Here is a 24,430-nt window from a genome sequence, read left to right as displayed (position 1 = left end):
CCATGCGCGACACGGCTGCAAGGATCAGAACTGGGACGAACCCGAAACCCCGGGCCGTGGATGAAGGCGATACGAGGATCCACGTCACGCTCCCGCATCTCAGGTCCTTCGAAAGCAAGGCGCGCAGCCTCAGCTTCCTGCCGCGTCAGCCCGCGCGCTCCGTTCTCAATGGCCGGCACGCCTCGCGGCTTCGCGGGCGCGGGCTGAATTTCGAGGAGCTGCGCGATTATCTGCCGGGCGACGATATTCGCTCGATCGACTGGAAAGTGACCGCCCGCACGGGAACGCCGCATGTCCGCGTCTACACGGAAGAACGCGACCGGCCCACCCTGCTCGTCGTCGATCAACGCATGTCGATGTTCTTTGGCTCCGTCCTTAACATGAAGGCGGTGACCGCCGCCGAAACGGCCGCGCTCATCGCCTACCGCATCCTCGGGCAGGACGACCGCCTGGGCGGCATCGTGTTCGGCGACGAACGGATTGCGGAAATCCGTCCCGAACGCAGCCGCAGGGCGTTGAACCGGTTCCTCACCGCGCTCGCAGACCTCAACGGATTGCTGCGGGCGGACGCCGCGAATGTGGCGCCGATCCCGATAAATCAGGTGCTGCGTTCCGTCGCACGGATTGCGCCACGCAATCATCTCGTGATCATTTTGAGCGATTTCGACGAGATCGACGATGAAACCTCCCGCCTGATCTCGGGCATTGCGCGCCGCAACGATCTGATCATCGGCCTCGTCACGGATCCCTTCGCAGACAACATGCCGCCGAACCAGCGCCTCGTCGTCTCCGACGGCGTGCTGCAGGCGGAGGTCAATACGGTTGACCGGACACAGCACAAAAGCCTGCGCGAGCTGGCGCACGGGCGCCTGGCGGAAGTGCTCGACTGGCAGCGCCGCTATGGCATGCCGGTCCTGCCCGTCAGCGCAGCCGAAGAGACGCTTCCGCAATTGCGTCGCCTGATGGGGCTGGCGCCGTCATGAACGAAGACGCCAATCCTGAAACGACCGAAAACCTGGTCGACCTGATCGGCAAACTCGCCGAACCGGGAGAGCCGCCGGCGGTGTCGATGCTTCCGCAGACATTTGGATGGGTGGTGCTCGTAATCGTGGTTCTGGGCCTTTTGACCTGGCTTGCTTTCGCGAGCTGGCGAAAATGGCGCGCCAACGCCTATCGCAGGGCCGCGCTGGCCGAACTCGATGCGGCGGGGGGCGACGCCGCCGCCATCGCCGCCGTCTTGAGGCGGTGCGCGCTCGTCGCCTGGCCGCGCGAACAGGTGGCGGGTCTCGTCGGCGCCGACTGGATCGGCTTCCTTGACGAAACCGGAGGGAACGGGCAATTCGCGAGCGAGGCTTGCCGGGACATGCTGCTTGCACCATACCGGCAGGATATCACAGCCTCGCCGCCCGAGTTTCGCCAGGCCGTCGCACGCTGGATCCGCACGCACAAGGTCCGTCCGGTGGAGACAGCGGCATGATCTCCCTCGGTTTCGCCTGGGCGTTTCTCCTGCTGCCGCTGCCGTGGTTCGTCTGGCGCTTCGCGCCGCCGCATCGCAAACAGGTCCCTGCCCTGCGATTTCCTTTCTTTCGCAAGATCGTCGAGACGATAGGCGTTGCGCCGCGTTCGGGCGCCATCGTGCTGACGCGAAGCAGACTGCAAATGCTCGCGGCAATCGTCTGCTGGTGTCTCGTCGTTCTGGCGATGGCGCGGCCGGAACGGGTCGGCGAACCGATCGAGATCACCAAGTCCGCCCGCGACGTCGTGCTTGCCATCGATATTTCCGGTTCGATGGACACGCGCGACTTCATTGCGCCCGACGGCGCGCGCAAACAGCGTCTCGAGGCGGTGCGCGACGTAGTGCGCAGTTTCGTGGAGCGCCGCGAGGGCGACCGCATGGCGCTGATCGTCTTCGGCTCGAAAGCCTATGTTCAGGCTCCGCTCACCGAAGATCTGGACACGGTGACCAGTCTGCTCGACATCACCGAGGTCGGCATGGCCGGCCCTCATACGGCGCTCGGCGACTCCATAGGCCTCTCGATCAGAACATTCGAGGCCAGCGACATCGAACAGCGTCTCTTGATCCTGCTGTCGGACGGCAGCGACACCTCGAGCTCAATGAGCCCGATCAACGCTGCGGAAATCGCCGCCGGTCACGGGGTCGAAATCTACACCGTCGGCGTCGGCGACCCCAATGCGACGGGTGAAGCCCGGGTGGATCTCGACGCGCTGCAAAACATCGCTTCGCGAACAGGCGGCGAGTTCTTCTTCGCGGAAGACGAAACGGACCTGAACGCCGTCTACGACCGCATCGATGAGCTGGCGCCGCGCCAGGTTGAGGTGCTGTCTTACCGACCGCGTCAGCCGCTCGCTTATATCCCGCTCGCGCTTGCGGCGCTCATCGGTCTTGGAACGGTTGTCCTGCTGCATGCCGGCTCCCGTCAAAGGGCGGCCGCATGAACGCCTTCCTCGTATTGCTTGAAGCATTTCATTTCATCAGACCGCTCCTGCTTATATTGATCCCGGTGGTGATCGTGATCTGGTGGCCGGTGCGTCGTTCCGCCTACAGCCGGGACATACCCGCGGACGGACTTGCGCCGCATCTGCGCGCGGCGCTGGTTCTCGGCGCAGATGAGCGGCGGCGCCTGCAGCCGATCGACGGGGTCGCCGCCGCGCTCATCCTGCTTGCGATCGGCGCCGCGGGGCCGACCTGGTCGCGCACGCCCGACCCCTTCGTCGCGCAATCGGCGCCCGTGGTCGTGGCCCTCAAGGTCACGCCGTCGATGGAGGACAAGGACATCGCCCCGTCGCGCCTCGAAAGAGGCAAACAGAAGATCCGCGATCTGCTGAAACTGCGCGCCGGCGCCAGGACTGCGCTCGTCGCCTATGCGGGCAGCGCCCATCTGGTCGTTCCGATGACTGAAGATCCGTCGGTCATGACGCCTTATCTCGAAGGGCTCGATCCGCAGATCATGCCCCAGGAGGGCGAACGCGTGGGGTTCGCCCTGCAGCTTGGCCTCGACCTGCTGGCGAGCGAAGAGACGCCCGGAGGCATCCTCTTCGTCGCCGACGGCCTCGATCCCGCCGACGCCGCCGCCATCAACGACGCCGGTCAACCGGTCGTCTTCCTGGCGATGCTTCGTGAGGACCGCAGGGATCGCGGCCTGGACCAGCTCACCGTTCCGGTCGTCAGCGTCACGCCCGACGCCGCCGATATCGACAGGCTGGACCGGCTTCTCAACGCCGCCTACCGTCAGGCGCTGCTGGAAAACACCGAACAGCCCTGGGAAGACCGGGGGTACTGGCTGGCATGGCCGGTTGCCTTCCTGATCCTGTTCTGGTTCCGTCAGGGCTGGACAATGCGCTGGGCCGTCATCGCCGCCATTGCGATACCGGGTCTTTTTCATTCTGCCCCGGCGCGCGCCGATGGCGTCGCCGACTGGTTTCTGACGCCGGATCAGCAGGGACGCATCGCCTTTCAAAACAGGAACTTCGACAAGGCGGCAGACCTCTTCGCCGATCCCCTGTGGCGTGGCTATGCGCAATATCGCAGCGGCCAGTACGAGGAATCGGTCATAACGCTCGACCGCGTCGACACCGCCGAAGCGGCGTTTATCCAGGGAATGGCGCATATCAAGTCCCGCTCCTACCGCAACGGCGTGCGCGCCTTCGAAACCGCTCTGCAACGGGATCCGGACTATCCCCACGCCGAGGAAAATCTCGAAACGGCGCGCGAGATCGTCGACTACGTGGAAAGGGTTCGCGAGCAGTCCGACACCGGCGAAAGCGGCGGCATCGGCGCCGACGAGGTCGTCTTCGACAATGAAGGCAATCGTGGCGTCGAGACCAGAATGGAAGCGCCTCGCGAAGACGGCGTCGGCTTGATGACCGCCGATCAGTGGATGAACACCGTCGACACGCGAACCGGCGACTTCCTGCGTCAGAGATTTGCAATCGAAGCGGCGAGATCCGGCAAACCGGAGGCGAGCCAGTGAGATTACTCATCGCCCTCCTCTTCCTTTTCGCCGCGCTTATACAGGCGACCGCCCAGCAGCAAGGCGCTGACGACAAGCCGTTTCTCGAAGTCCAGTTCGACGATACCGAAGCCGTGCCCGGCGAGATGTTGATCCTGCGCATGACGGTCATGGTGCCGACATTCATGCCGAAACCGCCCGTATGGCCGAGCCTTGATATGCCGAATCTGCTCGTGCGGCTGACCGAACGCTCGACCAACCCGACAAGCGACCGGATCAACGGAGAAACCTGGTCGGGACTGACGAGAACCTGGCGTATTTCCCCCATGATCGCCGGGCGGTTCACCATACCGCCGCAACCGATCCTGGTGACCTATTCCGATCCGGACACGAGGGAGGCGACGCAAGTCAGGCTCGATACGCCGACGATAACCCTGACCGGCGTCATTCCGGAAGGCGCGGAAAGCCTCGATCCATTCATTTCCGCCGAAAATCTGAAGCTTGAGGCGATCGTCGAAGGCGATCCGGGAACCATGAAACCCGGCGACGGCGTCGTCGTCACGATGAAAGCCGGGATCACCGGCAATTCACCGATGTTCCTGCCAAGCCTATTGCCGGATCACACAATTGCGGGCATCGCGATATACGAAGACGAACCGGCCGTAGACGAAAAGCAGGACCGCGGCGTCTACAGCGGAAGCCGGACGGAGCGCGCAACCCTGCTGGCAGAGGGCGGCGCGACCGGCGAATGGCCGTCGGTCTCGATCGACTGGTACAATCTGTCGTCGCGTCGCGTCGAAACCGCGACGGTTGACGGTTTCTCCATCCATGTCGACGGTCCGCCGCCCTCGTCTGCCGCAAAGCGCGACTGGCGCGCGATCGCGGCTCTGGCTCTTGCGGGCGTCGTGACGATAGCGGTTCTGACGTTGCTGCTGCGATGGCTGATCCCGTTGACTGTCGATATTCTCCGCGATCGCCGCCGGCGCCTGCTGGAATCCGAACAACACGCCTTCAAAATAGTTGAAAAGGCGGCGCGCGACCGGGACCTCTCGCGCCTTCTGTCATCGCTCGATCTCTGGGCCGAGAAGATCGCCGGCGCCGATCCGCGGCTCGATCCACGCCTTCGCAACGCATTGACGGCTATCGGTGCCGCGCGTTTCGGCGCGTCTCCATCAACGCCGGACGCCGCCGCATGGCGGCGATTACGCTCCGTTTTCGAGGTAGTTCGGCGCGAGGCTCTGCAGAAGGATAAAGCCATCGCGCTGCCGCCACTCAATCCCGTCGTCGACCATGGCCCCTCCTGACAATCCGCCCCCTTTTAGGATAGACTTGGACTTCCTGATTCAGCCAGCGCAGCCCGCAGCCACCCGGAAAAAGCCTTTGTTTGCAGCTTTCAAATCACTCACAACAGCACTCGCAATCGCCCTGCCCGCGGTTCTGGCCAGCGCCATCTCCGCTCCGGCGCAGGACGATGCCGGGTTCGTCGGCAGCGAGGTCTGCTCCGATTGCCACCATGGCGAAGCGGAGCTCTGGCGCGGGTCGCACCATGCGCACGCCATGCTGGAAGCCGACAGCGATAGTGTGCTTGCGCCCTTTGACGGGGAGACATTCTCGAAAGACGGCGTCACGACCACCTTCTTCCAACGCGACGGCAAGTATTTCATCAACACGGACGGCCCCGACGGCGATCTGCAGGATTTCGAGATCGACTACACTTTCGGCGTCACGCCGCTGCAGCAATATCTGATCGCGCTGCCCAGGGGCCGCTATCAGGCGCTGGGAATAGCCTGGGATTCCAGACCCGAAGCGGAAGGCGGACAGCGGTGGTTCCATCTTTACCCGGATATGAAGGTCGCGGCGGGCAATCCGATTCACTGGACGGGGATCGACCAGAACTGGAACTATCAGTGCGCCTGGTGCCACTCTACGAATCTTGAAAAGAACTACGATCCCGAAACGGATCTGTTTTCGACGACGTGGTCCGAAATCAATATCGGCTGCGAGGCCTGCCACGGACCGGGCAAAAACCACCTCCTGTGGTTGGAAACGGCCGAAGACGACCGTCCACCCATGTCGCAAGGCGCCGGTTTCGCGCTGCGGTTCGATGAGCGGGAGGACGTGTTCTGGGAACCGGGCGACGCGGGGACAGCCCTCCGATCGACTCCGCGCACGACCATGAAAGAGATCAATCTGTGCGCCGGTTGCCATGCGCGGCGGGGCCAGTTCTCGGACGATCCGCATCACGCCGCCGAATTTCTCTCGGCCTTCCGACCGTCTCTTTTGTCCCCCGGCCTTTACCACTCCGACGGCCAGCAACTCGACGAGGTCTACAAATACGGCTCCTTCCTGCAGTCGAAGATGCACGCCGAAGGCGTCACCTGTTCGGACTGCCATGAACCCCATTCCGGCAAGGTCCTTCTCGAGGGCAATGCCTTGTGCGGTCAATGTCACGAGCCGGAAGTCTTCGACACGGCCGAACATCATCACCACGCGTCCGAAACCGAAGCGGCGCAATGCGCGTCATGCCATATGCCGACCACCAACTACATGATCGTTGACGCCCGTCACGATCATTCGCTGCGTATTCCCCGACCCGACCTCACGATCAGCACAGGGGTTCCCAATGCCTGCAACCGCTGCCACGAAACGCAGAACGCGCAATGGGCGGTGGATCGGCTGGTCGAGTGGTTCGGCGAACCGGCCAGAGGACACCAGGATTTCGCAGAGTTGTTTCACGCAAGCGACCGCGGCGCGCCTGGCTCCCGCGAAGCGCTGATCGCCTGGCTCGACGAAGCCGAAAAACCGCCGATCGTGACCGCCAGCGCGCTCGCCCGCATCGCGGCCGACCCGACGCCCGATGCGGTGCGCCTGGCCCGCGAAAAACTCTCCGACAGCGATCCCCTCGTGCGTTCCGCCGCAATTCCGACGGTCAGTCGGGCCGATACGATGACCGCGCTCAACACTCTGACGCCACTGCTCGACGATGAAAGCATGCTGGTGCGCATGGACGCCGCCCGCGCTATGGTGGGCGAGTCCGAGGCGATGATGAGTGAGGCGACGCGCGAAAAGTTCGAAAGCGCCCTCGCCGAATATGTCGACGGACAGCTCTTCAACGCCGAACGCCCGGAAGCGAACGCCAATCTCGCCCTCCTAAACATGGAACAAGGCAACCTCGCCGAGGCGGAACGCTACTATGAGACCGCCTTGAAGCGGGATCCCACCTTCGCCCCGGCCGCCATCGGCCTTGTGGAGCTCTACCGCGCCCGCGGTGACGAGCAGGCGGCGGAAACCCTGTTGCGCGACATGCTCGAGGCCAATGCGAATTCGGCCGATCTCGCGCATGCGCTCGGGCTGGTGCTGGTGCGCCAACGAAATATTCCGGAAGCCATGTCATGGTTGCGTCAAGCAGCCGAAGGCGCGGTCGACAATCCCCGCTACGCCTATGTCTACGCCGTCGCGCTTCATGACACCGGCAATGCGCAGGGCGCGATCGCGCAGTTGACGAGAGCGCTGCAGCGCCATCCGTATGATCAGGCGATTCTCGAGGCTCTGATCAGCTACGAACTCCAGGCCGGCAATCTGCGATCAGCGCTGGCCCGGTTGGAAACTCTTGACCGTCTACAGCCGAACGACCCGCAAATTCAGCAGTTGATCATGCAATTGCGGCAAAGACTTCAATAGTCAGCGAAATTCAGAACGAGAACAGAAATCCGATCACCGGTCCGTGCTGGATGGTGTCGTAGACGAAACCGTCATCCGAATAATCGACACCCAGCGCGCGATAGCCGACCCGCGTGGAGAACATGTCCGTCCATTTGTAACCGACGGCGCCGAGCAGGTCCCAGGTGATTTCCGATCCGGCGCCGAAGCCGCCGATCATGCCCCATCCGCTGAGATTCCATTTTGGAGTGAGATCGATGCGTCCCCTGACGCCGATCATCGGGTCGACCCATGTTGCGCCGTCGCTCCCGCTGAGGCCGCCAATGGGTGCTCCGCCTGCTGCAAGAGTTGCGCTGATATCGTTGTTGACGCTCCAGACGCGGGCGCCGGCCATCAGATCCACGATGTAGTTGGGCTGCGAGACAACGCGATACTCGCCCATCACGGTGGCTGTGAACGTGGTCGCTTCGAGACCGAGCCTGAGTTCAGCCGGCGTGTTCTGCACTGTGCCCGTAACTCTTTCGCTCGTTGACAGTTGCACATAGACCAGGTCAGCCAGCACGCCCCACTGACCGTTGTGGAGCTCGCCAACGATCATCCCGGTCATATCAAGATTATCAAGCACTTCGCCAAAGGTCAGGTCGACTTCGGTCGGATCCAGCCCGAAGACGCCGACATCGCCGGTCAGACCGGCGCCCCAGATGTAGGGAGCGATGGTGAAGGTCCATTCCTTGGTTTCGACAGGCGGCGGCGCAACTGGCGCAGGTTCGTAGACCATGTCTGCGGAAAACGCCTGGCTGCTCACGCCCATGGCCAGGGTCATCGCTGTAAAGACCAGTTTGCGCATCGTTTTTTTCCTTCCCACGATAGAGACCCTGATGCTTCCCTCAGAAGCCGGTGTTGATAAGCCGCGTCTGCCTGTTGGCCTCCGCATCCCGTTCGGCCGGCGCTCCCCGCCCGTTCGACGCTGTCCGTCGAGCGCGCCGTAAAGAACTAAGCTGCAGAAATTCTATTCCTCAACGCGGCAAATCGCCTATTTTCGCCATTCCAGTTTCAACTCGGTGCTATAACCGGGAAAATCGACGCGTTTCGATAAGGAACCCTGCCTTCGGCCAGAACTTATTCCTGCTATTCCGTAACCGAACTAGTAGCACAAGTTTCTTTTCCATGAAGCGAAAATTGAAATTTCTGCGTGGATTCGGAGATAAATTCAGTAACGTTACTTGTCTTGCTTTTTACATCCAAAGGTCGGATAAATACTCAGTGCTAGGATCGGAAACACTTTTGCAATCGGTGATTGTAAACCGGTTTTGGATAACTCAGCAATGTACCTCATGCAGGGAGGAGTATATTCCCGATGAAATCGCTCGTTGCAGCGGTGTTCGCCGCCAGTCTTGGCTCCGCGACACCGATATTCGCTCAGTCCACCGACATTGAAACCCAGGCTACGGAAATTGTCCTCAACAGCGCGAAATTTATCGCCTCTCAACCGGCATTTTCATTTTCCTGGTTTGTCACATTCGATGAAGTGACGGATGATCAGAAAATCACCTACATACGCAGCGGCGATACGCTGATGGTTCGAGACTCCGGTTTTTACTCCCGGACCGAACGTGAAGACACGTTGCGTGACTACTATTGGGATGGATCGGAACTCACGATCTTTTCTCCCAATGAAGACTTCTACGTCAGCACCGAATTCTCCGGCAGTTTTGACGATCTGGTCGAGGCGGTGCGGGAAAAGACCGGCACCGTGTTGCCCATGTGGTCGATCCTCAGCGAGAGCTTTCCCGACGATCTTTTGAGCGATGTCGAGGCGGCGGCCTATCTCGGAACCACCCTGATCGCCGGCCAGGAAGCGCATCATATCGTCTTCCGGGAAGCCGAGGAGGACTGGCAGGTTTGGATCTCCGCCGACGAAGAATCGCCTTGGCCCCTGATGCTGTTCGGCACGCGTCGCAACGATCCGGAAGACCCGCAGTACCGGGTGTTCATGTCCGACTGGGACACCGAACCGGACACCGATCCGGCGCAGTTCAAATTCGAACCGGACGAAGGCGCATTGCGGCTGTATTTTCCGCAGCTTTCGGCCATGACCAAATCCTCGTCGGATCAGTAAGGAGCAAAGACTATGAGAAAGTTCCTTCTAGTATCAGCCCTGGCTGCTTTCGCGCTCGGCAATCCGCCGGAAAAGCTGTTCGTTCCGAACGATTACACGCCGGATCAGGCTCAGGCCCGTCCCGGCGGTCATGGCGGCGGATTCCACGGTGCTCCAAAGGCGCGTCCGCGTGGGGCTGGCGTCTCGCGCGGACATTCTGCGCGGCCTAGGACCCCTAGCGCCAACCGGCCGTCGTCCCGCCCATCTTCCAGGCCTTCAGCGCGTCCATCGTCGAGACCTGCTTCCAGGCCGTCTTCAAGACCGGCGTCTCGGCCATCATCCAAGCCGGCGTCACGGCCGTCCAGCCGCCCATCGGCAAGTCAGAACAGGCCGTCGAGACCGCCGTCCACACGTCCGCCAGGATCACGGCCTCCCGGCGCGCGGCCTCCGGGCGGTCGCCCAGGCGCAGGACCGGGTCGTCCGCCGTCCACGCGGCCGCCAGGAACCAGGCCGCCGGGGGCTCGCCCGCCGCATGGCCGGCCGCCCATCGCCGGACGTCCGCCCGGCTATCGTCCGCCCGGTTACCGGCCGCCCAACTGGCGCCCGCCCTATTATCGCCCGCCTTATGTTCGCCCGCCGCACTATCGCTGGGGCAACTACTACTGGAACCCCGGTTGGGGCTGGTACAATACGGCGATTGTCGCCGGCGCGACGCTGGCCTTCGTATCGGCGCTGCCGGACAACGGAAGCGATTGCCAGGAGTATGTCGACCAGGGTGATACGGTGTACGCATGCAACGGCGTCATCTATCGGCCGACCTACTACCAGGACGAACAGGTCTACGAGATCGTTTCGTCCGACGAGGACACGCCGAAGCCCAGCACCCAGGCGAGCAACGACAGCGATATCGAGCTCAGCCTTCAGTCGCCCTACATCAGGGGCGATCGGGTTCGCACGCTGCAGAATGCGCTGATTGCAATAGGCTTCAGTGTTGGCGGCGGCGCAGACGGTGTCTTCGGCAAGGGAACCGACGACGCCGTGCGCGCCTTCCAGGACTGGTACGGACTGCCCGTCACGGGCGTCGTGGATACTGAAACGGCCAATGCGATCGCCGCCGAATACACGGCGACGCTTGCGCCCGAACAGCCTCCCGCGCCCGCTGCGGAACCCGCGACCACCGGTCAGGAAACGCAAAGCGCGCCGGCGGATGCTGCGGACGGCTCCTCTGAGGAGGCAGTTCCTGCCGCAGACGAACCCGCAGCGGATGCGCCCGCCGAACCGGAAGCGGCCGCCACGGACGGAGCATCGGATAGTGAACCGGCGGCCGAAGACAGCAGTGACGGTTCTTCTTCGAGCGAGAGTTCGAACTGACCCTCCGCCGGGCGGGCCTGAAGGTCCGCCCGGTTTCTTGTCTAGCGTAAAATTCTTCTGCGGCCAGTCACATTAAGGCCGGTTGATCTGGCTGCCATGAAACATATGAAACTGCTGCAAATACTGCTTCCGGCGCTCGTTCTCGGCATCGTGTTGAACGGCTGCTCCGGACCTCCGGACAATATCATTGGTCTTGCCGCGCCGGCTCAGGCAGTCAACGCCTACGGCGTCAAGAAGCGCGACGTCTATGTGATGACGACACGCGCGGCGTCGGATGATCCCTCCTTGATGTATTCGGGAGAACGCAGCGAGGGCCTTGGCCTTGCCCGCGTCACCGTCACCATCCCGCCTGATCACCAGACGGGCGAAATCGAAAGGTCTGACAAAGGCCCGCCGGATCCGCGTAAGAACTTCACCATCATCGATCCGGTCATCTTCAACGACGCAAAACAGTTTCAGGCAAGCATCGGCGGCGAACTCGCCGAACTGCCGAATTCTGACAAACGCATCCTGCTCTTCGTCCATGGTTACAACACCACGATGACCGCGGCTATTTTGCGCACGGCGCAATTGGCCAACGACATGAATTTCCAAGGAATCCCGGTTGTGTTCAGTTGGGCCTCCCGCGGCAAGACATGGAACTACGTCTACGATATGAACAGCGCTCTCTCGGCCCGCGACAGGCTGATCGAAGGCGCAACGCTTCTCGCCCAGGCAGGTCCAGTCGAGTTCGATATCATGGCGCACTCCATGGGCAACCTCTTGACCGTCGAAGCGATACGGCAAGCCCATCTTCAGGGCAGGTACGACACATCGGGCCGTGTAAAGAACATCATCCTGGCGTCGCCGGATATCGATATGGATCTGTTTACGACCCAGCTTGACGACTTGCCGGCAGACAGGCGGCAGTTCTGGGTCATGATATCGGAAAATGACCGCGCCCTGTCCGTATCCCAGAGAATCGCAGGCGGGATCAACCGCGTCGGCAACGCCGATTCCCAGAGGCTCGCGGAGCTTGGGGTCGCGGTTGTCGACCTGTCGCAGATCGATGACAAAACCAGTCTGCACCACACCAAATTCGCCGATGCGCCGGAAGTCGTTCAACTGATCGGAAGGCGGCTGGAATCACAGGGAAGCATCGCCAACGACGCCGACAACGACCTAACCTTCAAGCGGCTTGCAACGGATCTGGCCAGCGCACCCATCATACTGCTTGGTCAGGGCCCATTGCTGCTGAACCAGTGAGGCCGCGGAAACCCTTGCCATGAAGAGATCCGCTCACAGATCGGCTCTGCTGGCTCTTGCCGCCGCCAGCGTCTGGCATGGCGTAGCGCACGCAGACGATCCCGTGACGCTCTCGACCGAGGATCTGGTCGACGACGAAGCCGTCGTCACACAGGGCGCCAGACCGCGTCGATTGTTGCAGGAAGCCGGTTTCTCGCTGCGCTTCTACGGACATTTGAACAAGGCGTTGCTTTCTTACGACGACGGCGCGTCGACCCGCTCCTATTTTCCGGTCGACAATTGGGGATCGGAATCGCGGTTCGGCTTCCAGTTGAAATCGCCGCAGTACGACGATTGGCAGTGGACCGGCAAAGTCGAGTTTGGATGGGCGCCTTATTCCACCAAGGTGGTCAATCAGAATGACAATCCGATCGATTGGGAAACCAATCTCCGCAAGGCGGAGTTTTATGTGGTCAGCGAAACCTACGGAACCGTCTGGCTCGGTCAGGGAAGCATGGCGTCGGATGGATCGGCCGAAGTCGACCTCTCCAACACCGCATTGGCGGGCCAGTCGCGGGTGGAAAGGATCGCCGGCGGACAATTATACCGGCTCGCCGACGGGTCATTGTCCGACATCGAGGTGAGAAACACCTTCGAGAACATGGACGGTTTCGGGCGGCGGTTGCGCTTTCGCTACGACACGCCAAGCTGGAACGGCTTTATCCTGTCGGGATCCATCGGAGAAACGATCGTACCGGATCGAAAGGACAATCTCGGCTGGGACGTTTCGTTGCGTTATGCGCAGAAGCTTGGCCAGGTCAGACTATCGGGGGCGGTCGCCTGGTCGCAAACCTTTGCGGGCGACGAGACGATCATCGACGGCTCGGTGTCCGCGCTCCACGATCCAAGCGGATTAAGCCTGACCCTCGCAGCCGCAGAGCGCCAGGAATCCGGGCAGACCAGCCGCTACGCCTACGGCAAGCTCGGCTATCAGGTCGACTGGTTCGAATTTGGAAAGACAGCCTTCTCCGTCGACGCCTATCTCGGAGATTCGATCAATTCCGACGACGACGTCAGCCGATCCTGGGGATTTCAATTCGTCCAGGACGTGAAGGATTGGGAGACGAAATTCTATATCGGCGTCCGCAGCTATCGCTACGAGGCGACGGACGCCTCCTATCGCGACGGCCTCGCGATCATCTCCGGCGCCTTCGTCAAGTTCTGAGCCTTAAGACTCCCGCAACCCGGCCTGCTGCTCGATCCAGAACGCCATGCGATCGTGCAGCAGGCGCGCGGCGTCATCCAGACCGTCCGGCGGAACGAAGGCGCCGTCCTGGTTGAAGAGCGAGCCGACGAATGGAATATGCACATTTTCCAGCACCAACGGCATCTGGAAACAGGCGAGAACCGGCTTCAACGCCTGGACGGCGCGCGTGCCCGCGGCGACGCCGCCGTAGCTCACGAAACCCGCCGGTTTGAATTTCCATTCCTGGCTGAGATAGTCGATTGCGTTTTTCAGCGCCGGTGGAAAGCTGTGATTGTATTCGGGCGTCACGAATACAAAGCCGTCTGCCCGCGCGACGGTCTCGCTCCAGGCTTTCGTGTGATCATGTACATAATTGGCGAATCGCGGGTGGTTCGGTTCGTCGAACAGCGGGAGATTGACCTCCTTGAGATCGACCAGTTCGAGCTCGAAGTCATCCCTGCCGGCTCCGGTTTCCATGAACCAGTCGGCAACCTTCCGGCCTATGCGTTTTTCCCTGACGCTTCCGACGACGATTTGCACCAGTGCCATATGTATTCCCTTCAAGCTCGAACGATGTTCACAATCGACAACATCCGCTGCCGCCAGCCGCCCGAAATGCGGCTGATCGCGAATGAACTCGGCCATCCTTTTAGAGAGGATTGCCGCGATATTCGAGCCCTTTCCTAAAATTTGCGCCCGTCAAGTTCGTCGAGGGGCCTCGACCTATTTGAGGGTCGGGTCGAACAGGTCGCGCATCCAGTCGCCGACGATCGAAATGGAAAGCGTCGTCAGCACGATAGCAACACTCGGCGCGAGCATGATCCACGGGGCCGACTGGATGTAGTCGCGTCCATAGCCGACCATGTTGCCGAGCGATGTCATCGGCGGCTGGATGCCAAGTCCCAGAAAGGACAATCCGGATTCCAGCAGAATGACCTCTGGAAAATTCAGCGTCATGGAGACGATCAGCGTCGAGGCTATATTCGGCAGGATATGACGCGAATAGATGCGCCAGGGCGAGGCGCCGAGGTCGCGCACGGCCGTCGCATACCCTTGCTCGTTTGCAGAAATAGCGAGCCCGCGCGCAATGCGGGCGATCCTCTCCCATCCGTAGAAACCCATCAGGATCACGAAAAGGGTCAGCGAGTTGCCGAGAAAGGCGAGCACGGCGAGCGCGATGATCATGAACGGCATCGAAGCCTGTGCGTCGATGAGGATCAGGATCAGTTGCTCCACCCTGCCCCGGAAATAGGCGGCGAGAAAGCCAAGCGTCACGCCAAGCGTCGCCGCGATCAGGGTGGAAAGAAACGCGATCACGACGGAAATGCGGATCGAGATGATCAACCGCGAAAGCACGTCGCGACCCAGTTCGTCCGTTCCAAGCGGGTGCGTCCACACGCCGCCGAAGAAAACCGGCGGGGTCAGGCGCGACGGCAGATCCATCGCCATGAAGTCGTACGGCGCGATCAGCGGCGCAAACGCCACGACGACGGCGCAGAGCGCAATCCAGAACAGCGCGAAAAGCACCAGCGGCGGCCAGGTTTCGAAAAACGCGGTCAGCCTGTCCTTGGCGGTGAATACGCTGCCCGAGCCGCTGTCCTCGGCGAGGCTCTTGGGATCGTTGAGTTCGAGTGTCATTGCGCCTAGCTCCCCGCCTGAAGCTGTTTCGTTCTGAGCCTCGGGTCGACCCAGCCATAAAGGAGATCGACCGTGAGATTGGCGAACACCATGGTGAAGCCGATAAAGAGCAGAATCACCTGCACGACCGCCAGGTCGCGATTGGCGACGGCCGTCACCAGCAATCGTCCAACACCGGGCCAGGAAAACACGCTTTCGACGACGACGGCGCCGGCGACGAGCGAGCCGACCATGAAACCGACGATGGTCAGCGTCGGAATGGCGGCGTTCGGCAAGGCGTGCGACGTCACGACGTCGCGCCAGACCAGTCCCTTTGCCGAAGCGGCGCGGATATAGGGTTGCCCGAGCACTTCCAGCATGGCCGAACGCGTGAAGCGCGCGATAACGGCGGCGCCGATCAGACCCATGGTCAGGATGGGCAGAATGGCGTGCTGCCAGGTGCCGGACCCGCCGGACGGCAGCCAGCCCAGTTTCACCGCGAAAATCAGGGCCAGCACCAGTCCGAGAACGAAGCTCGGCACGGTAAAGCCCATCACGGACACGGTCATGATCAACCGGTCGATATAGGTGTTGCGATAGAGCGCCGCGCAAATGCCGGCGGGTAGTCCGATGAGGATCTTCAGGAAAAGCGCGGGAATGGTGATCGCCAGGGTCAGCGGCACCCGTTCGCCAACCACCTGCAGGGCGGAGCGGCCGTCACGCATCGAATTGCCGAGATCACCCTGCGACACCGCGCCGAAAAATTTCAGGTACTGGATCCAGATCGGCTGATCGAGCCCCCAGTTGGAGCGAAACGCCGCATAGGCTTCTGGCGGCGCTTCCGGTCCGAGAATGATGATCGCCGGATCGCCGGACATCCGCAGGATGACAAAGGCGAGCGAAACGATCAGGGTAACGGTGATGAGCGCGCGAAAGATGCGCAGGAATGTGTAACGCAGCATGACTACTCCGCCGCAATGCCGGCGCCGGCCGGCGCGTTGTTGACAAGATGACAGGCGACCTTGTGCCCGGCGGTCTCAAGCAGCGCCGGAACCTCCGATTTGCATTGCGCAATGGCGGCGGGACACCGCGTATGGAAGGGACATCCCGATGGCGCGTTGACCGGATTCGGCGGATCGCCCTTGAGCACGATGCGGTTTGAGACAGCGCTGCGCCGGATTGTCGGGATCGCCGACACCAGCGCTTGCGTGTAGGGGTGCTGCGGCCTGCGAAAGACTTCTTCCGGAGCGCCCGATTCCACGATCCGGCCGAGATACATCACGGCGACGCGGTCCGACATCTGCCGCACCACCTTCAGGTCGTGGCTGATGAACAGCGCGGTAAAACCGGTGCTCTGTCGAAGATCGTCGAGCAGGTTCAGGACCTGCGCCTGGATGGAGACATCCAGGGCGGACACCGGCTCGTCGCCCACCAGCAGATCGGGTTTCAGGGAAAGCGCCCTTGCAATGACCACACGCTGGCGCTGCCCGCCCGACAATTCGTGCGGAAACCGGTCCGCCATGTCGCGGCGCAATCCGACGTTGGCCATCAGAGAGGCGACCCGTTCGTCCCTCTCGGCCTTCGGCGTTTCCGGCGCGTGGATCTGGATGGGCTCGCCGATCTGGTCGGCGACGCTCAGCCGGCGGTCGAGCGCGCCCAGCGGATCCTGATAGATCATCTGCATGCGCCGCCGCATTGCGCGCCATTGCGCATTGTGGTTCGCCGTCACCGTTTCGCCGTCGAAGCGTATCTCTCCGGCGGTGACGGGGATATGTCCGAGCACCAGCTTTGCGGTCGTCGACTTGCCGCAACCGGATTCCCCCACAAGGCCAAGCGTCTTGCCTTTCATGATTTCGAACGAAATCCCGTCCACCGCCTTCAGCGTGGCCGGCGTTCCGAACAATCCTCCGGGCAGTCGCACATCATAGTGCCGCTTGAGGTTGGTCACAGAAAGCAGCGGTTTGTCTGCAGCGTTCATGCCCGTTCCATTTCATTGCTGGCTGCCTCGCGCATGGCGGTCATCGCCAGCTCGGTAGCGTGCAGGCAGGAAACGTCGTGACCTTGGCCTCCGATTCCTGCGAGTTCGGGCTGACTGTCCCTGCAAGCCTGGTCGGCTCTGGCGCACCGTGGCGCGAAACTGCAGCCGGGCGGAAGCCTGTCCGGCGGCGGCACCGTTCCGGGGATCGACGCCAGGCGCCGTTTCGGTCCGACGATATCCGGCAGCGCCGCGATCAGGCCGCGCGTATAGGGATGGACCGGCCGCGAAAACAGGGCGTCGGTCGCAGCCTGCTCGATGATCCGGCCGCAATACATCACCGCCACCCGTTCCGTCATGTCGGCGACGACGCCGAGATCGTGCGAAATCAAAACCAGCGCCATTTCGTTGTCTGCGCTCAGTTCACGCAACAGATCGAGGATCTGCGCCTGGATCGTCACGTCGAGCGCCGTCGTCGGCTCGTCGGCGATCAGGACTTCCGGCTCGCCCGCGAGCGCCATCGCGATCATAACGCGCTGGTTCATGCCGCCGGAGAGTTCGTGCGGATATTCGTTCAGCCGCTGGGCGGCGTTGGATATGCCGACGCGGTCAAGCAAGCGCTTGGCCTCCGCCTTTGCCGCGCCGCCGCGCAGGCCGCGATGCAGACGCAGCGCCTCGCCGATCTGGCGACCGATCCGGTGCACCGGATTGAGCGAACTCGACGGATCCTGGAAGATCATCGCGATCTTGCCGCCGCGAATATCGGCAAGGCCGTTTTCGTCCAGATCAAGGAGAGACTTGCTGCCCATCATGACCCGACCGCCGACGCGCGCGCGCTTTCCGAGAAGCCCGAGCGCCGCAAGCCAGGTGATTGACTTGCCGCATCCTGATTCCCCGACGATCCCGACGGTTTCGCCGCGTCCAACGTCCAGTGAAATGCCGTGCAGCGCACGGACGAAACGGTGGCCCTGATCAAAGTCCACCGTCATGTTGCGTATCGAGACTATCGCGTCCATTCAATTCAACCCTGACTCTCCTCACCTCCCCCAAAAGAACCGGGCCGGAACGATTACGTCCCGGCCCGTTTGCGGAAAGGTCAGTTCGCCAGATTGTTGACCTTGAAGTTGTCGCCGCGGAAGTCCATCGACTGCAAGCCGGACCAGCTCCAGTCGATATTCTTCGGCTTGCCGTAGAAGATCGCGCTCTGATGCAGAACCGTGTAGGCGGGATCTTCACGCTCGGCGATCTCGAGCATCCGCTGGAAAGCCGCGCGGCGCTCCTCCAGATCCGTCGAGGTCTCAAGCTTGATGCAGAGTTCGTTGAACTCCTCGTTCGTCCACTCGCCGACCTGCTGCTGCTGGCCGTTCTGGCAATGCTGGTTGACGATCGAGGAGACCGGATCCGGGAACGGAGCCGAGTTTGACCAGTCGCGAACCATGCGCGGACCGGAACCGGTGTCGAAGATCTGCTGCCAGTTTTCCTTCATTTCCATCTGGATATTCAGGCCGATCTGGCGGAAAGCTTCGGCGTTGATCTGCGCCGTCGACACCTGGTTGGTGTAGTAGTTGTTCAGAACCCGCATGATGATCGGTTCGCCGTTATAGCCGGACTCCTGAACCAGCTTCTTTGCAAGTTCCGGGTCGTATTCAGGAACGGTCCAGTCCGACAGGAACATGTCGCCGTAATATTCCCACTGCAGTCCGGCCGGAACCGCCGTGCGGTCGCCCCACAGGGCGCTGACGATGGTGTCGCGGTCGATTGCGTGCGTCATGGCCTGACGGATTTTCGGGTTCTGCATCGGGCCGTTGTTCTTGTCGAACACCATCAGGCGGTGATTGGTGATCGGGCCGCCGACGACTTCGAACTTGGCGTCGTCCTCAATGGTCTTGATCTGGTCCGGAGGCACGTCGGTGATGAACTGGTACTCGCCGGAAAGCAGACCGTTGACGCGGCTGGCGACTTCCGGAACCACAACGAAGCGAAGCGTCTTGATCGGCGGCTCGCCACCCCAGTATTCGTCATGGGCTTCGAGAACCAGAACATTGTCCGGCTTGAAGTCGACGACCTTGTACGGGCCGGTGCCGACAGGCTTGCGGGCGAAGTCCAGCCAGCTGTCGGCTTCCTGATAGGCGCGCTTGGAAAGGATTTCCGCGCCGTAGCGGGAGATGCGGCCTTCAAGCGTCGGATCCGGAACCGTGGAAACGAAACGCACGGTCATGTCGTCGACTTTCTCGACGCGGTCGAGATTGGGCCATGCGCGATTTGCGACGGCCGCGACTTCCGCCGGCGGAACCTTGCCGACCGAATTGGAGCTGGCGGTGTTCGTGAACAGCGTGTTGCCTTCCTTGCGGGCGGCTTCCTGCTCGTCGAGCTGGCCGAAACGCTCCTTGGAGAAGGTAAAGACAACGTCGTCTGCGGTCATGACGTCGCCATTGTGGAACTTGACGCCGGGACGCAGCTTCAGCTCGACGGTCTTGTCGTCGATGCGCTTCCATTCGGTGGCGAGACCCGGCTTCTGCGGCAGGTCCGGCTGCTGGCGGTCGTAGTCGATCAGGGTTTCGAAGATCGAATAGAAGACGCGGGCGCCCACATTCGACTGCTCGCGCAGCACGTCTAGCGCGCCGGCGTTGACGATCTGCTGCACGGCGACGGTTACGTCCGGACGTTCGTCCGAAAGCGACGGCGAAGTAAAACAGGTCGTAGCGAGAAAAGTTGCGCCAAGAATTAGCGCAGCATGCTTGCGCAGGTAGCTCATTGAGTTGCCCTCGTAAGTGATGTGATGAATTAAACTTTGACGCGTGGGAGGAAAGTTGCGTCAAACCAACAATAGCTAACCAATGTGACCCGATCTTTTCGGTGCGGTGACAGTTTTGTTAAACTGTTCAATACCGATAACTATCGGAACGCCATCGACTTTCAGACTTCTCTTCCACCGCCGAGCACGATGTTCGAACTTTCAAGTTCCACAATGTCGAGCGACTGGCGAAAACCGTTAAACTCCGCTTCGACGCGTTTTCGGATGCTTTCAGGACGCGCCTGCCCGGTCGCGGCGGCGATCGGTTTGCCGGTCATCGTGTCAGGCGCCGCCACGCCCATCATGGCGAGAACCGTTGGCGCAATCGCGGTCAGGTCCGTGGCGTCGTCGATCTGTCCGCAACGCTCGATCCCGGCGCCCCCGAACGCCAGCATGGTGTTGAGTTCGTACGGATTGAGCCCTCCATGCATGCCGCCGCCGACCGGAACGCCCACGCCGCCGGTAAACAGGCCGGTTCCAGGCGCCCCGGAAAGGTCCGGCGCCGCGGAGGATCGGGCGATCCAGAAAAGATCGGGCGCGCGGGGATGATCGATCCCGATCAGGGAATAGGCCAGCGTCCCGGCGATGGCTGCGTCCCCGTTCTCGCCGTCGCGCGAAAACACCATCCCGGTTTGCGGCATGTGCATCAGCGTGGCCGCCAAATCCTGCAGCCGCCTGGCGTCGGGGTTGACGAGGCTCAATCCAGACACCGATCCGTGGGTCGCAAGCACTTCCGCGCCCTCCTCCATACGGTCGCGCGCCTTGAACCCGCGTTCCTTCAGCGCGCCGATCAGGTCGAATTCGCCCGTCATGCTGATCTGGCCGTGATCGCTCATGGCGACGACCAGCGTGTCGGCAGCGTCCGGACCACTGTAGATGGCGTCGAGAATGGAACCGAAGCAGGCGTCGATTTTGCGCGTTACGTCGAGTGAATCCCGGGAGCCGATCTGCCGGTAATGGTAGGATGTGTCCGGCTCCGAGAACCAGATCACCGCGACGTCGGGCTGCAGGCGCGCAAGCACATGGTCCGTCAGCACGCGGGTCGTGTAGTCGGCCTCCAGGAATTTCGGCGCGCCATTGCTGCGCGGCGGCGGTCCGAACCTTTCGACAACCTCGTCCACGGCGCCCGGCGTGCTGGTGAATTCACGGCCATGTATGGAAAAGGTCCACTGACCGTTGTGGGACGCCCGGTGGTTGACCAGATAGGCCGAGCCGGCGGAACCGGAATGGACGACACAATAGCTCTTTCCGGCTTTGGCGAGCGCGCATCCGAGACCGGCTGACTCCACGAACCGCCCCTCATGAAACTTCTCTGCAAGCGCCAGATGATCGGCTCTTGAAGTGTCCAGCGCCGTATCGGCGATCACACAGCGATGAAAAAACGCGTTGTTGACGACGCCGTGCGTCTGCGGCTTCGACCCGGTGGCGAAGCTCGTCGTGGCGACGCGCGTCATTGACGGAAACACCGACCTGGCCTGTCTCAACCAGGCGCCGTCGGCCGCAAATCGCCAGAGGTTTGGCGTCAGCTCCTTGCTGACCATATCAGGCCGCAGGCCGTCGAAAACACAAATTACCGCCTTGCGCGCCTGTATGCTCATGATCGCCGTGTGTAAAATTGCTATGCAGAATGACAGCAAGAGCCTAGGCGCAGTTTGTGACAGTATTTATACCGGCTGATTTCCACCGTCCCGGATCCACAGGTCGCCGCCCACCGGATCATAATTCTGAAATCAAACTGCAATCCGTCTGTCATCGCATTGTGATCATGTGATGGATGCGCCTCTTCAGGCGCATTGTCTGTATCGCGGTCGTTTCTCCGGCCGCCCCTTCCCGTTACGAGGATATCTGATGAGTGAATTACCGATTGTCGGCGCGGCCATGACGCTCGACTACTACGAAATACATCGCGACCTGATGCGGGAGCTTCCCCGCGACCTCGAAATCCAGGATTTCTTCTCCGCCGATCTTCTTGAGGGAGACTGGCAAGCCGCCGCGGCGCGCGCGAAGCGGCTTCTGGACAGCCATGAAGGACGGATCGGAATTCACGGTCCCTTCTGGGGCTTTACCATTGCGTCGCAGGATCAGGACATACGGGCTGTCGTCCGGAAGCGCTTCATGCAGGGTCTCGACGTCTGCGAGACCATTGGCGCAAACCAGATGGTCATTCACTCGCCCTATACGACATGGGACTACAACAATCTCGACAACTACGCCGAAGGGCGCGCGCAGCTCGTCGAGCGGTGTCACGAAACCCTCAGGGACGTCGTCAAGCGCGCTGAAGACATTGGTTGCGTGCTTGTCATCGAGAACATCGAGGACAAGGATCCGCACGCCCGCGTCGAATTGTGCCGCAGCTTCGATTCCGACAGCGTCAGGGTCTCGATCGACACCGGACACGCCTTCTACGCGCACGGCTCAACCGGCGCGCCGCCCGTCGACTACTACGTTCATGCGGCCGGAAACCTGCTCAACCACATCCACCTGCAGGACGCCGACGGCTACGCCGATCGCCACTGGAGCCTGGGCGAAGGAACAATCTGCTGGAAATCCGTCTTCGCGGCCCTCGGGCTCCTGGACTCCAATCCGCGCCTGATCATCGAGATCCGCGACAAGTCGAAAATACCGGATTCCGTCGCCTTCCTGCAGGCACAGGGCCTCGCACGGTAACGACGCCAATTTCCCACCGACCCAGCCCCGCGCCCCGGCGCGGGGTTCCCATGCGCCTCTCTGAAGACGTGCTCAGGTCCTCCCCGCCTTCCCAACTTCCCTCATCCCCATTGGAAAGGGCGCGTATACAGGCTCAAGTCGCCAAGGCGACCGATTGGCCGGACCAATCCTGGAATACGCTGGCAACATGCGCCAGAGCATCGTTTGAAATGCCGTGCTCCAACGCAAACGCTTTCTGCGTTTCACCATCGATTTTCATAAAGAACGACGACACCTGACCGAGAGCTGCATTCTCGCTTTTCAGCGCAACGGCAAGCCCGCCTGCATCCAGCTGATCCTGATATGAAGCGTTTACAGTCGTCAACAGCGCGGTTTGCATATCAAGTGTCATAACATCCCGAATACAAGAGTTCTCGGGATCCCATCAAGTTTGCGATGCATCCGCCGATTCAAAGTCAAAGCCCAACCATCCGGAATTTCAACCTCACGCCGTTTCATCCAGCTCCGGCTCGTAGCGACCCTTGAAACGCTCGAATATGCCGATGGTGCGCCTCGCGATACCCGTCCAGCCGAAGTGACGGCGGGCGAAGCGCGCGCCTTCGACGACGAGCGTGTCGCGAAGCCAGGGATACTGCAAGGCCATATTGATCATGGTCGCGAATTCGGCGGGACGCGTCGGGTCGGCGACAAGCGCGTGCCTGCCGAATTCGATCTGGTCGAAAAGGCCCCCGCGCGTCGTCAGCACCGTCGGCGTGCCGCAGGCCATCGCCTCCACCGCCGTCATGCCGAAGGGTTCGTAGCGCGACGGAAGGGCGAAGACGCCGGCCGCGCGATAATAGTCCGCCAGGTCGTCGTCCTCCACGTAACCGCGCCAGTCCACACTGTCGGCCACGCCGATCTCCTCGGCCTTTTTCATCCAGCGGGTCAAAAGCTTCTTGTCCGCGGCCGAATTGGCGCCGGCGGCGAGCACGAGGCGCGCTTTCGGCTGCAGTTCCTTCAAGGTCGGCAGCGCGTCGATGATCAGGTCATATCCCTTGTTGGTCGCCGCCCGCCCGACGACATAGACGTCGGTCGGTTTCAGGTCGTGTTTCAGGCGGATTTCCTTGAGCTTCTGCGGCGGAACCGGCGTGAACCGCTGCTCGTCAATGCCCGGAGGAATCATCGTGATGTTCTCCCGCGGCATGTCGTACTGTTTCTCGATGAGCTGGACCTGATGTTCGCTCGTCGCAATGATGTGATCGCAATTGCGGTAGAGTACGAATTCCTTCTGGATCCGTTCGTCGAAGCGGTAATCGGCGAAGTCGGCCTCATTGGCGCCCTTCATCGTCTTCGCCTTCCACCAGCCAAGCGAATGGGGCGTGTGGATATGCGGGATCTGCAGTTCCTCGGCGATTTTCTGACCTGACACGCCGGCGTCCCAATAGTGGCTGTTGACGATGTCGTAATGCAGTTTGCGCGCCCGCACCGCCGCCAGAAGATTGCTTACGAAATCGCCGTACCAGTCGTGCATGTCCTCCTTGCGGATAAAGTCCGACCCGCCGAACGGAATGCGCCAGATACGCAAATTGTCGTTGATGCGATCCTCGGCCGGCTGGTCCTCGAATTGACGGGTGACGACGTCGACCCGGTAGCCGAGCCGCGCAAATCGCTTGGCCAGTTCGAGCACGAAAACGACCTGGCCTCCCGTGTCCGGCTTGCCGAGTTCGGGAGAGCCCGCCACGTAACCGTGCAGTGAAATCATCATCAGTGAGCCAAGAGTGTTTTCGGGCATGAAGGGTCCTTTCGATCAAGTGAAAGCGCGGCCCTT

General features: G+C 61.5%; 23 protein-coding genes. 11 read left to right on the top strand and 12 right to left on the bottom strand.

The genetic code is table 11. The features are described from left to right. Positions 1-2: 2 nt before the first annotated feature. The 6 genes from AAFN47_RS04535 to AAFN47_RS04510 all read left to right on the top strand — a co-directional run bounded on the left by AAFN47_RS04535 (position 3) and on the right by AAFN47_RS04510 (position 7,652). Positions 3-983, top strand: a complete 981-nt coding sequence (locus AAFN47_RS04535) for a DUF58 domain-containing protein (protein WP_499808031.1) — start codon at positions 3-5, stop codon at positions 981-983. Then, positions 980-1,477: a DUF4381 domain-containing protein gene (locus AAFN47_RS04530; RefSeq protein ID WP_499808030.1), complete on the top strand. Its 498-nt coding sequence runs from the start codon at positions 980-982 to the stop codon at positions 1,475-1,477. The genes AAFN47_RS04535 and AAFN47_RS04530 overlap by 4 nt, the downstream gene beginning before the upstream one ends. After that, positions 1,474-2,457, top strand: coding sequence for a vWA domain-containing protein (locus tag AAFN47_RS04525; RefSeq protein WP_499808029.1), 984 nt, complete (start codon positions 1,474-1,476; stop codon positions 2,455-2,457). Before AAFN47_RS04530 ends, AAFN47_RS04525 begins: the two co-directional genes overlap by 4 nt. Then, complete coding sequence (locus AAFN47_RS04520; RefSeq protein WP_499808028.1) at positions 2,454-3,992, top strand: VWA domain-containing protein; 1,539 nt, start codon at positions 2,454-2,456, stop codon at positions 3,990-3,992. Before AAFN47_RS04525 ends, AAFN47_RS04520 begins: the two co-directional genes overlap by 4 nt. Then, positions 3,989-5,275 (top strand): hypothetical protein, encoded by a 1,287-nt coding sequence (locus AAFN47_RS04515; protein ID WP_499808027.1) that lies wholly within the window; start codon positions 3,989-3,991, stop codon positions 5,273-5,275. Before AAFN47_RS04520 ends, AAFN47_RS04515 begins: the two co-directional genes overlap by 4 nt. Before the next feature lie 76 nt (positions 5,276-5,351). Continuing rightward, on the top strand, positions 5,352-7,652 hold the full coding sequence (locus tag AAFN47_RS04510) for a tetratricopeptide repeat protein (RefSeq protein ID WP_499808026.1): 2,301 nt from the start codon (positions 5,352-5,354) through the stop codon (positions 7,650-7,652). A 10-nt stretch (positions 7,653-7,662) separates the two neighbouring features. Here the strand turns inward: AAFN47_RS04510 and AAFN47_RS04505 are convergent, their stop codons facing one another. After that, a complete protein-coding gene (locus AAFN47_RS04505) occupies positions 7,663-8,478 on the bottom strand; it encodes a hypothetical protein (protein WP_499808025.1) in 816 nt (271 codons plus the stop codon). A gap of 510 nt (positions 8,479-8,988) precedes the next feature. On the opposite strand from AAFN47_RS04505, the gene AAFN47_RS04500 reads away from it, so the two are divergent. Continuing rightward, entirely contained in the window at positions 8,989-9,750 is a 762-nt protein-coding gene (locus tag AAFN47_RS04500) for a DUF2092 domain-containing protein (RefSeq protein WP_499808024.1), read from the top strand. Between the two features lie 33 nt (positions 9,751-9,783). Here AAFN47_RS04500 and AAFN47_RS04495 read toward each other — a convergent pair whose 3' ends face one another. Both AAFN47_RS04495 and AAFN47_RS04490 read right to left on the bottom strand, forming a co-directional pair. Beyond that, a complete protein-coding gene (locus tag AAFN47_RS04495; protein WP_499808023.1) occupies positions 9,784-9,945 on the bottom strand; it encodes a hypothetical protein in 162 nt (53 codons plus the stop codon). Between the two features lie 19 nt (positions 9,946-9,964). Further along, positions 9,965-10,156 (bottom strand): hypothetical protein, encoded by a 192-nt coding sequence (locus tag AAFN47_RS04490; protein ID WP_499808022.1) that lies wholly within the window; start codon positions 10,154-10,156, stop codon positions 9,965-9,967. A gap of 356 nt (positions 10,157-10,512) precedes the next feature. Here AAFN47_RS04490 and AAFN47_RS04485 point away from each other — a divergent pair, with 356 nt between their 5' ends. The 3 genes from AAFN47_RS04485 (at position 10,513) to AAFN47_RS04475 (ending at position 13,549) form a co-directional block, all read left to right on the top strand. Continuing rightward, on the top strand, positions 10,513-11,100 hold the full coding sequence (locus AAFN47_RS04485; protein WP_499808021.1) for a peptidoglycan-binding domain-containing protein: 588 nt from the start codon (positions 10,513-10,515) through the stop codon (positions 11,098-11,100). Positions 11,101-11,205: 105 nt separating this feature from the next. After that, positions 11,206-12,345, top strand: a complete 1,140-nt coding sequence (locus AAFN47_RS04480) for an alpha/beta hydrolase (protein ID WP_499808020.1) — start codon at positions 11,206-11,208, stop codon at positions 12,343-12,345. A 19-nt stretch (positions 12,346-12,364) separates the two neighbouring features. Beyond that, positions 12,365-13,549, top strand: a complete 1,185-nt coding sequence (locus AAFN47_RS04475; RefSeq protein ID WP_499808019.1) for a porin — start codon at positions 12,365-12,367, stop codon at positions 13,547-13,549. Between the two features lie 3 nt (positions 13,550-13,552). Here AAFN47_RS04475 and AAFN47_RS04470 read toward each other — a convergent pair whose 3' ends face one another. The 7 genes from AAFN47_RS04470 to AAFN47_RS04440 form a co-directional block, all read right to left on the bottom strand. Next, positions 13,553-14,119 (bottom strand): NADPH-dependent FMN reductase, encoded by a 567-nt coding sequence (locus tag AAFN47_RS04470; protein WP_499808018.1) that lies wholly within the window; start codon positions 14,117-14,119, stop codon positions 13,553-13,555. A gap of 174 nt (positions 14,120-14,293) precedes the next feature. Next, positions 14,294-15,208: an ABC transporter permease gene (locus AAFN47_RS04465; protein ID WP_499808017.1), complete on the bottom strand. Its 915-nt coding sequence runs from the start codon at positions 15,206-15,208 to the stop codon at positions 14,294-14,296. 5 nt (positions 15,209-15,213) lie between these two features. Further along, the gene (locus AAFN47_RS04460) at positions 15,214-16,149 is read right to left on the bottom strand and encodes an ABC transporter permease (RefSeq protein ID WP_499808016.1); all 936 of its coding nucleotides are present in this window, start codon (positions 16,147-16,149) and stop codon (positions 15,214-15,216) included. A 2-nt stretch (positions 16,150-16,151) separates the two neighbouring features. Then, complete coding sequence (locus AAFN47_RS04455) at positions 16,152-17,165, bottom strand: ABC transporter ATP-binding protein (protein WP_499808015.1); 1,014 nt, start codon at positions 17,163-17,165, stop codon at positions 16,152-16,154. Then, positions 17,162-18,178, bottom strand: a complete 1,017-nt coding sequence (locus AAFN47_RS04450; RefSeq protein WP_499808014.1) for an ABC transporter ATP-binding protein — start codon at positions 18,176-18,178, stop codon at positions 17,162-17,164. Before AAFN47_RS04450 ends, AAFN47_RS04455 begins: the two co-directional genes overlap by 4 nt. An 80-nt stretch (positions 18,179-18,258) precedes the next feature. After that, positions 18,259-19,917 carry an ABC transporter substrate-binding protein gene (locus AAFN47_RS04445; RefSeq protein ID WP_499808013.1) on the bottom strand — a complete coding sequence of 553 codons (1,659 nt, stop codon included), beginning with the start codon at positions 19,915-19,917 and terminating at the stop codon, positions 18,259-18,261. A gap of 161 nt (positions 19,918-20,078) precedes the next feature. Then, positions 20,079-21,554 (bottom strand): alkaline phosphatase family protein, encoded by a 1,476-nt coding sequence (locus AAFN47_RS04440; RefSeq protein ID WP_499808012.1) that lies wholly within the window; start codon positions 21,552-21,554, stop codon positions 20,079-20,081. Between the two features lie 250 nt (positions 21,555-21,804). On the opposite strand from AAFN47_RS04440, the gene AAFN47_RS04435 reads away from it, so the two are divergent. Further along, positions 21,805-22,623, top strand: a complete 819-nt coding sequence (locus AAFN47_RS04435) for a sugar phosphate isomerase/epimerase family protein (protein WP_499808011.1) — start codon at positions 21,805-21,807, stop codon at positions 22,621-22,623. Positions 22,624-22,756: 133 nt separating this feature from the next. On the opposite strand, the gene AAFN47_RS04430 is transcribed toward AAFN47_RS04435, so the two are convergent. Together AAFN47_RS04430 and AAFN47_RS04425 are read right to left on the bottom strand one after the other, a co-directional pair. Further along, on the bottom strand, positions 22,757-23,014 hold the full coding sequence (locus AAFN47_RS04430) for a hypothetical protein (protein WP_499808010.1): 258 nt from the start codon (positions 23,012-23,014) through the stop codon (positions 22,757-22,759). 93 nt (positions 23,015-23,107) lie between these two features. Further along, positions 23,108-24,394, bottom strand: coding sequence for a glycosyltransferase (locus AAFN47_RS04425; protein ID WP_499808009.1), 1,287 nt, complete (start codon positions 24,392-24,394; stop codon positions 23,108-23,110). Between the last annotated feature and the right edge of the window lie 36 nt (positions 24,395-24,430).

Source organism: Hoeflea sp. CAU 1731 (assembly GCF_039888615.1).
Lineage (GTDB): Bacteria > Pseudomonadota > Alphaproteobacteria > Rhizobiales > Rhizobiaceae > Flavimaribacter.
This window is presented reverse-complemented; position numbering and strand designations above follow the sequence as displayed.

Excerpts from the sequence above, each read along its gene's own strand:
- AAFN47_RS04520 (WP_499808028.1), top strand. The coding sequence starts at position 2,454 with ATGAACGCCTTCCTCGTATTGCTTGAAGCATTTCATTTCATCAGACCG.
- AAFN47_RS04460 (WP_499808016.1), bottom strand. The coding sequence starts at position 16,149 with ATGCTGCGTTACACATTCCTGCGCATCTTTCGCGCGCTCATCACCGTT.
- AAFN47_RS04535 (WP_499808031.1), top strand. The coding sequence starts at position 3 with ATGCGCGACACGGCTGCAAGGATCAGAACTGGGACGAACCCGAAACCC.
- AAFN47_RS04530 (WP_499808030.1), top strand. The coding sequence starts at position 980 with ATGAACGAAGACGCCAATCCTGAAACGACCGAAAACCTGGTCGACCTG.
- AAFN47_RS04435 (WP_499808011.1), top strand. The coding sequence starts at position 21,805 with ATGAGTGAATTACCGATTGTCGGCGCGGCCATGACGCTCGACTACTAC.
- AAFN47_RS04480 (WP_499808020.1), top strand. The coding sequence starts at position 11,206 with ATGAAACTGCTGCAAATACTGCTTCCGGCGCTCGTTCTCGGCATCGTG.
- AAFN47_RS04445 (WP_499808013.1), bottom strand. The coding sequence starts at position 19,917 with ATGAGCTACCTGCGCAAGCATGCTGCGCTAATTCTTGGCGCAACTTTT.
- AAFN47_RS04425 (WP_499808009.1), bottom strand. The coding sequence starts at position 24,394 with ATGCCCGAAAACACTCTTGGCTCACTGATGATGATTTCACTGCACGGT.
- AAFN47_RS04430 (WP_499808010.1), bottom strand. The coding sequence starts at position 23,014 with ATGACACTTGATATGCAAACCGCGCTGTTGACGACTGTAAACGCTTCA.
- AAFN47_RS04455 (WP_499808015.1), bottom strand. The coding sequence starts at position 17,165 with ATGAACGCTGCAGACAAACCGCTGCTTTCTGTGACCAACCTCAAGCGG.
- AAFN47_RS04505 (WP_499808025.1), bottom strand. The coding sequence starts at position 8,478 with ATGCGCAAACTGGTCTTTACAGCGATGACCCTGGCCATGGGCGTGAGC.
- AAFN47_RS04470 (WP_499808018.1), bottom strand. The coding sequence starts at position 14,119 with ATGGCACTGGTGCAAATCGTCGTCGGAAGCGTCAGGGAAAAACGCATA.
- AAFN47_RS04440 (WP_499808012.1), bottom strand. The coding sequence starts at position 21,554 with ATGAGCATACAGGCGCGCAAGGCGGTAATTTGTGTTTTCGACGGCCTG.
- AAFN47_RS04465 (WP_499808017.1), bottom strand. The coding sequence starts at position 15,208 with ATGACACTCGAACTCAACGATCCCAAGAGCCTCGCCGAGGACAGCGGC.
- AAFN47_RS04475 (WP_499808019.1), top strand. The coding sequence starts at position 12,365 with ATGAAGAGATCCGCTCACAGATCGGCTCTGCTGGCTCTTGCCGCCGCC.
- AAFN47_RS04525 (WP_499808029.1), top strand. The coding sequence starts at position 1,474 with ATGATCTCCCTCGGTTTCGCCTGGGCGTTTCTCCTGCTGCCGCTGCCG.
- AAFN47_RS04500 (WP_499808024.1), top strand. The coding sequence starts at position 8,989 with ATGAAATCGCTCGTTGCAGCGGTGTTCGCCGCCAGTCTTGGCTCCGCG.
- AAFN47_RS04450 (WP_499808014.1), bottom strand. The coding sequence starts at position 18,178 with ATGGACGCGATAGTCTCGATACGCAACATGACGGTGGACTTTGATCAG.
- AAFN47_RS04495 (WP_499808023.1), bottom strand. The coding sequence starts at position 9,945 with ATGTCCGCGCGAGACGCCAGCCCCACGCGGACGCGCCTTTGGAGCACC.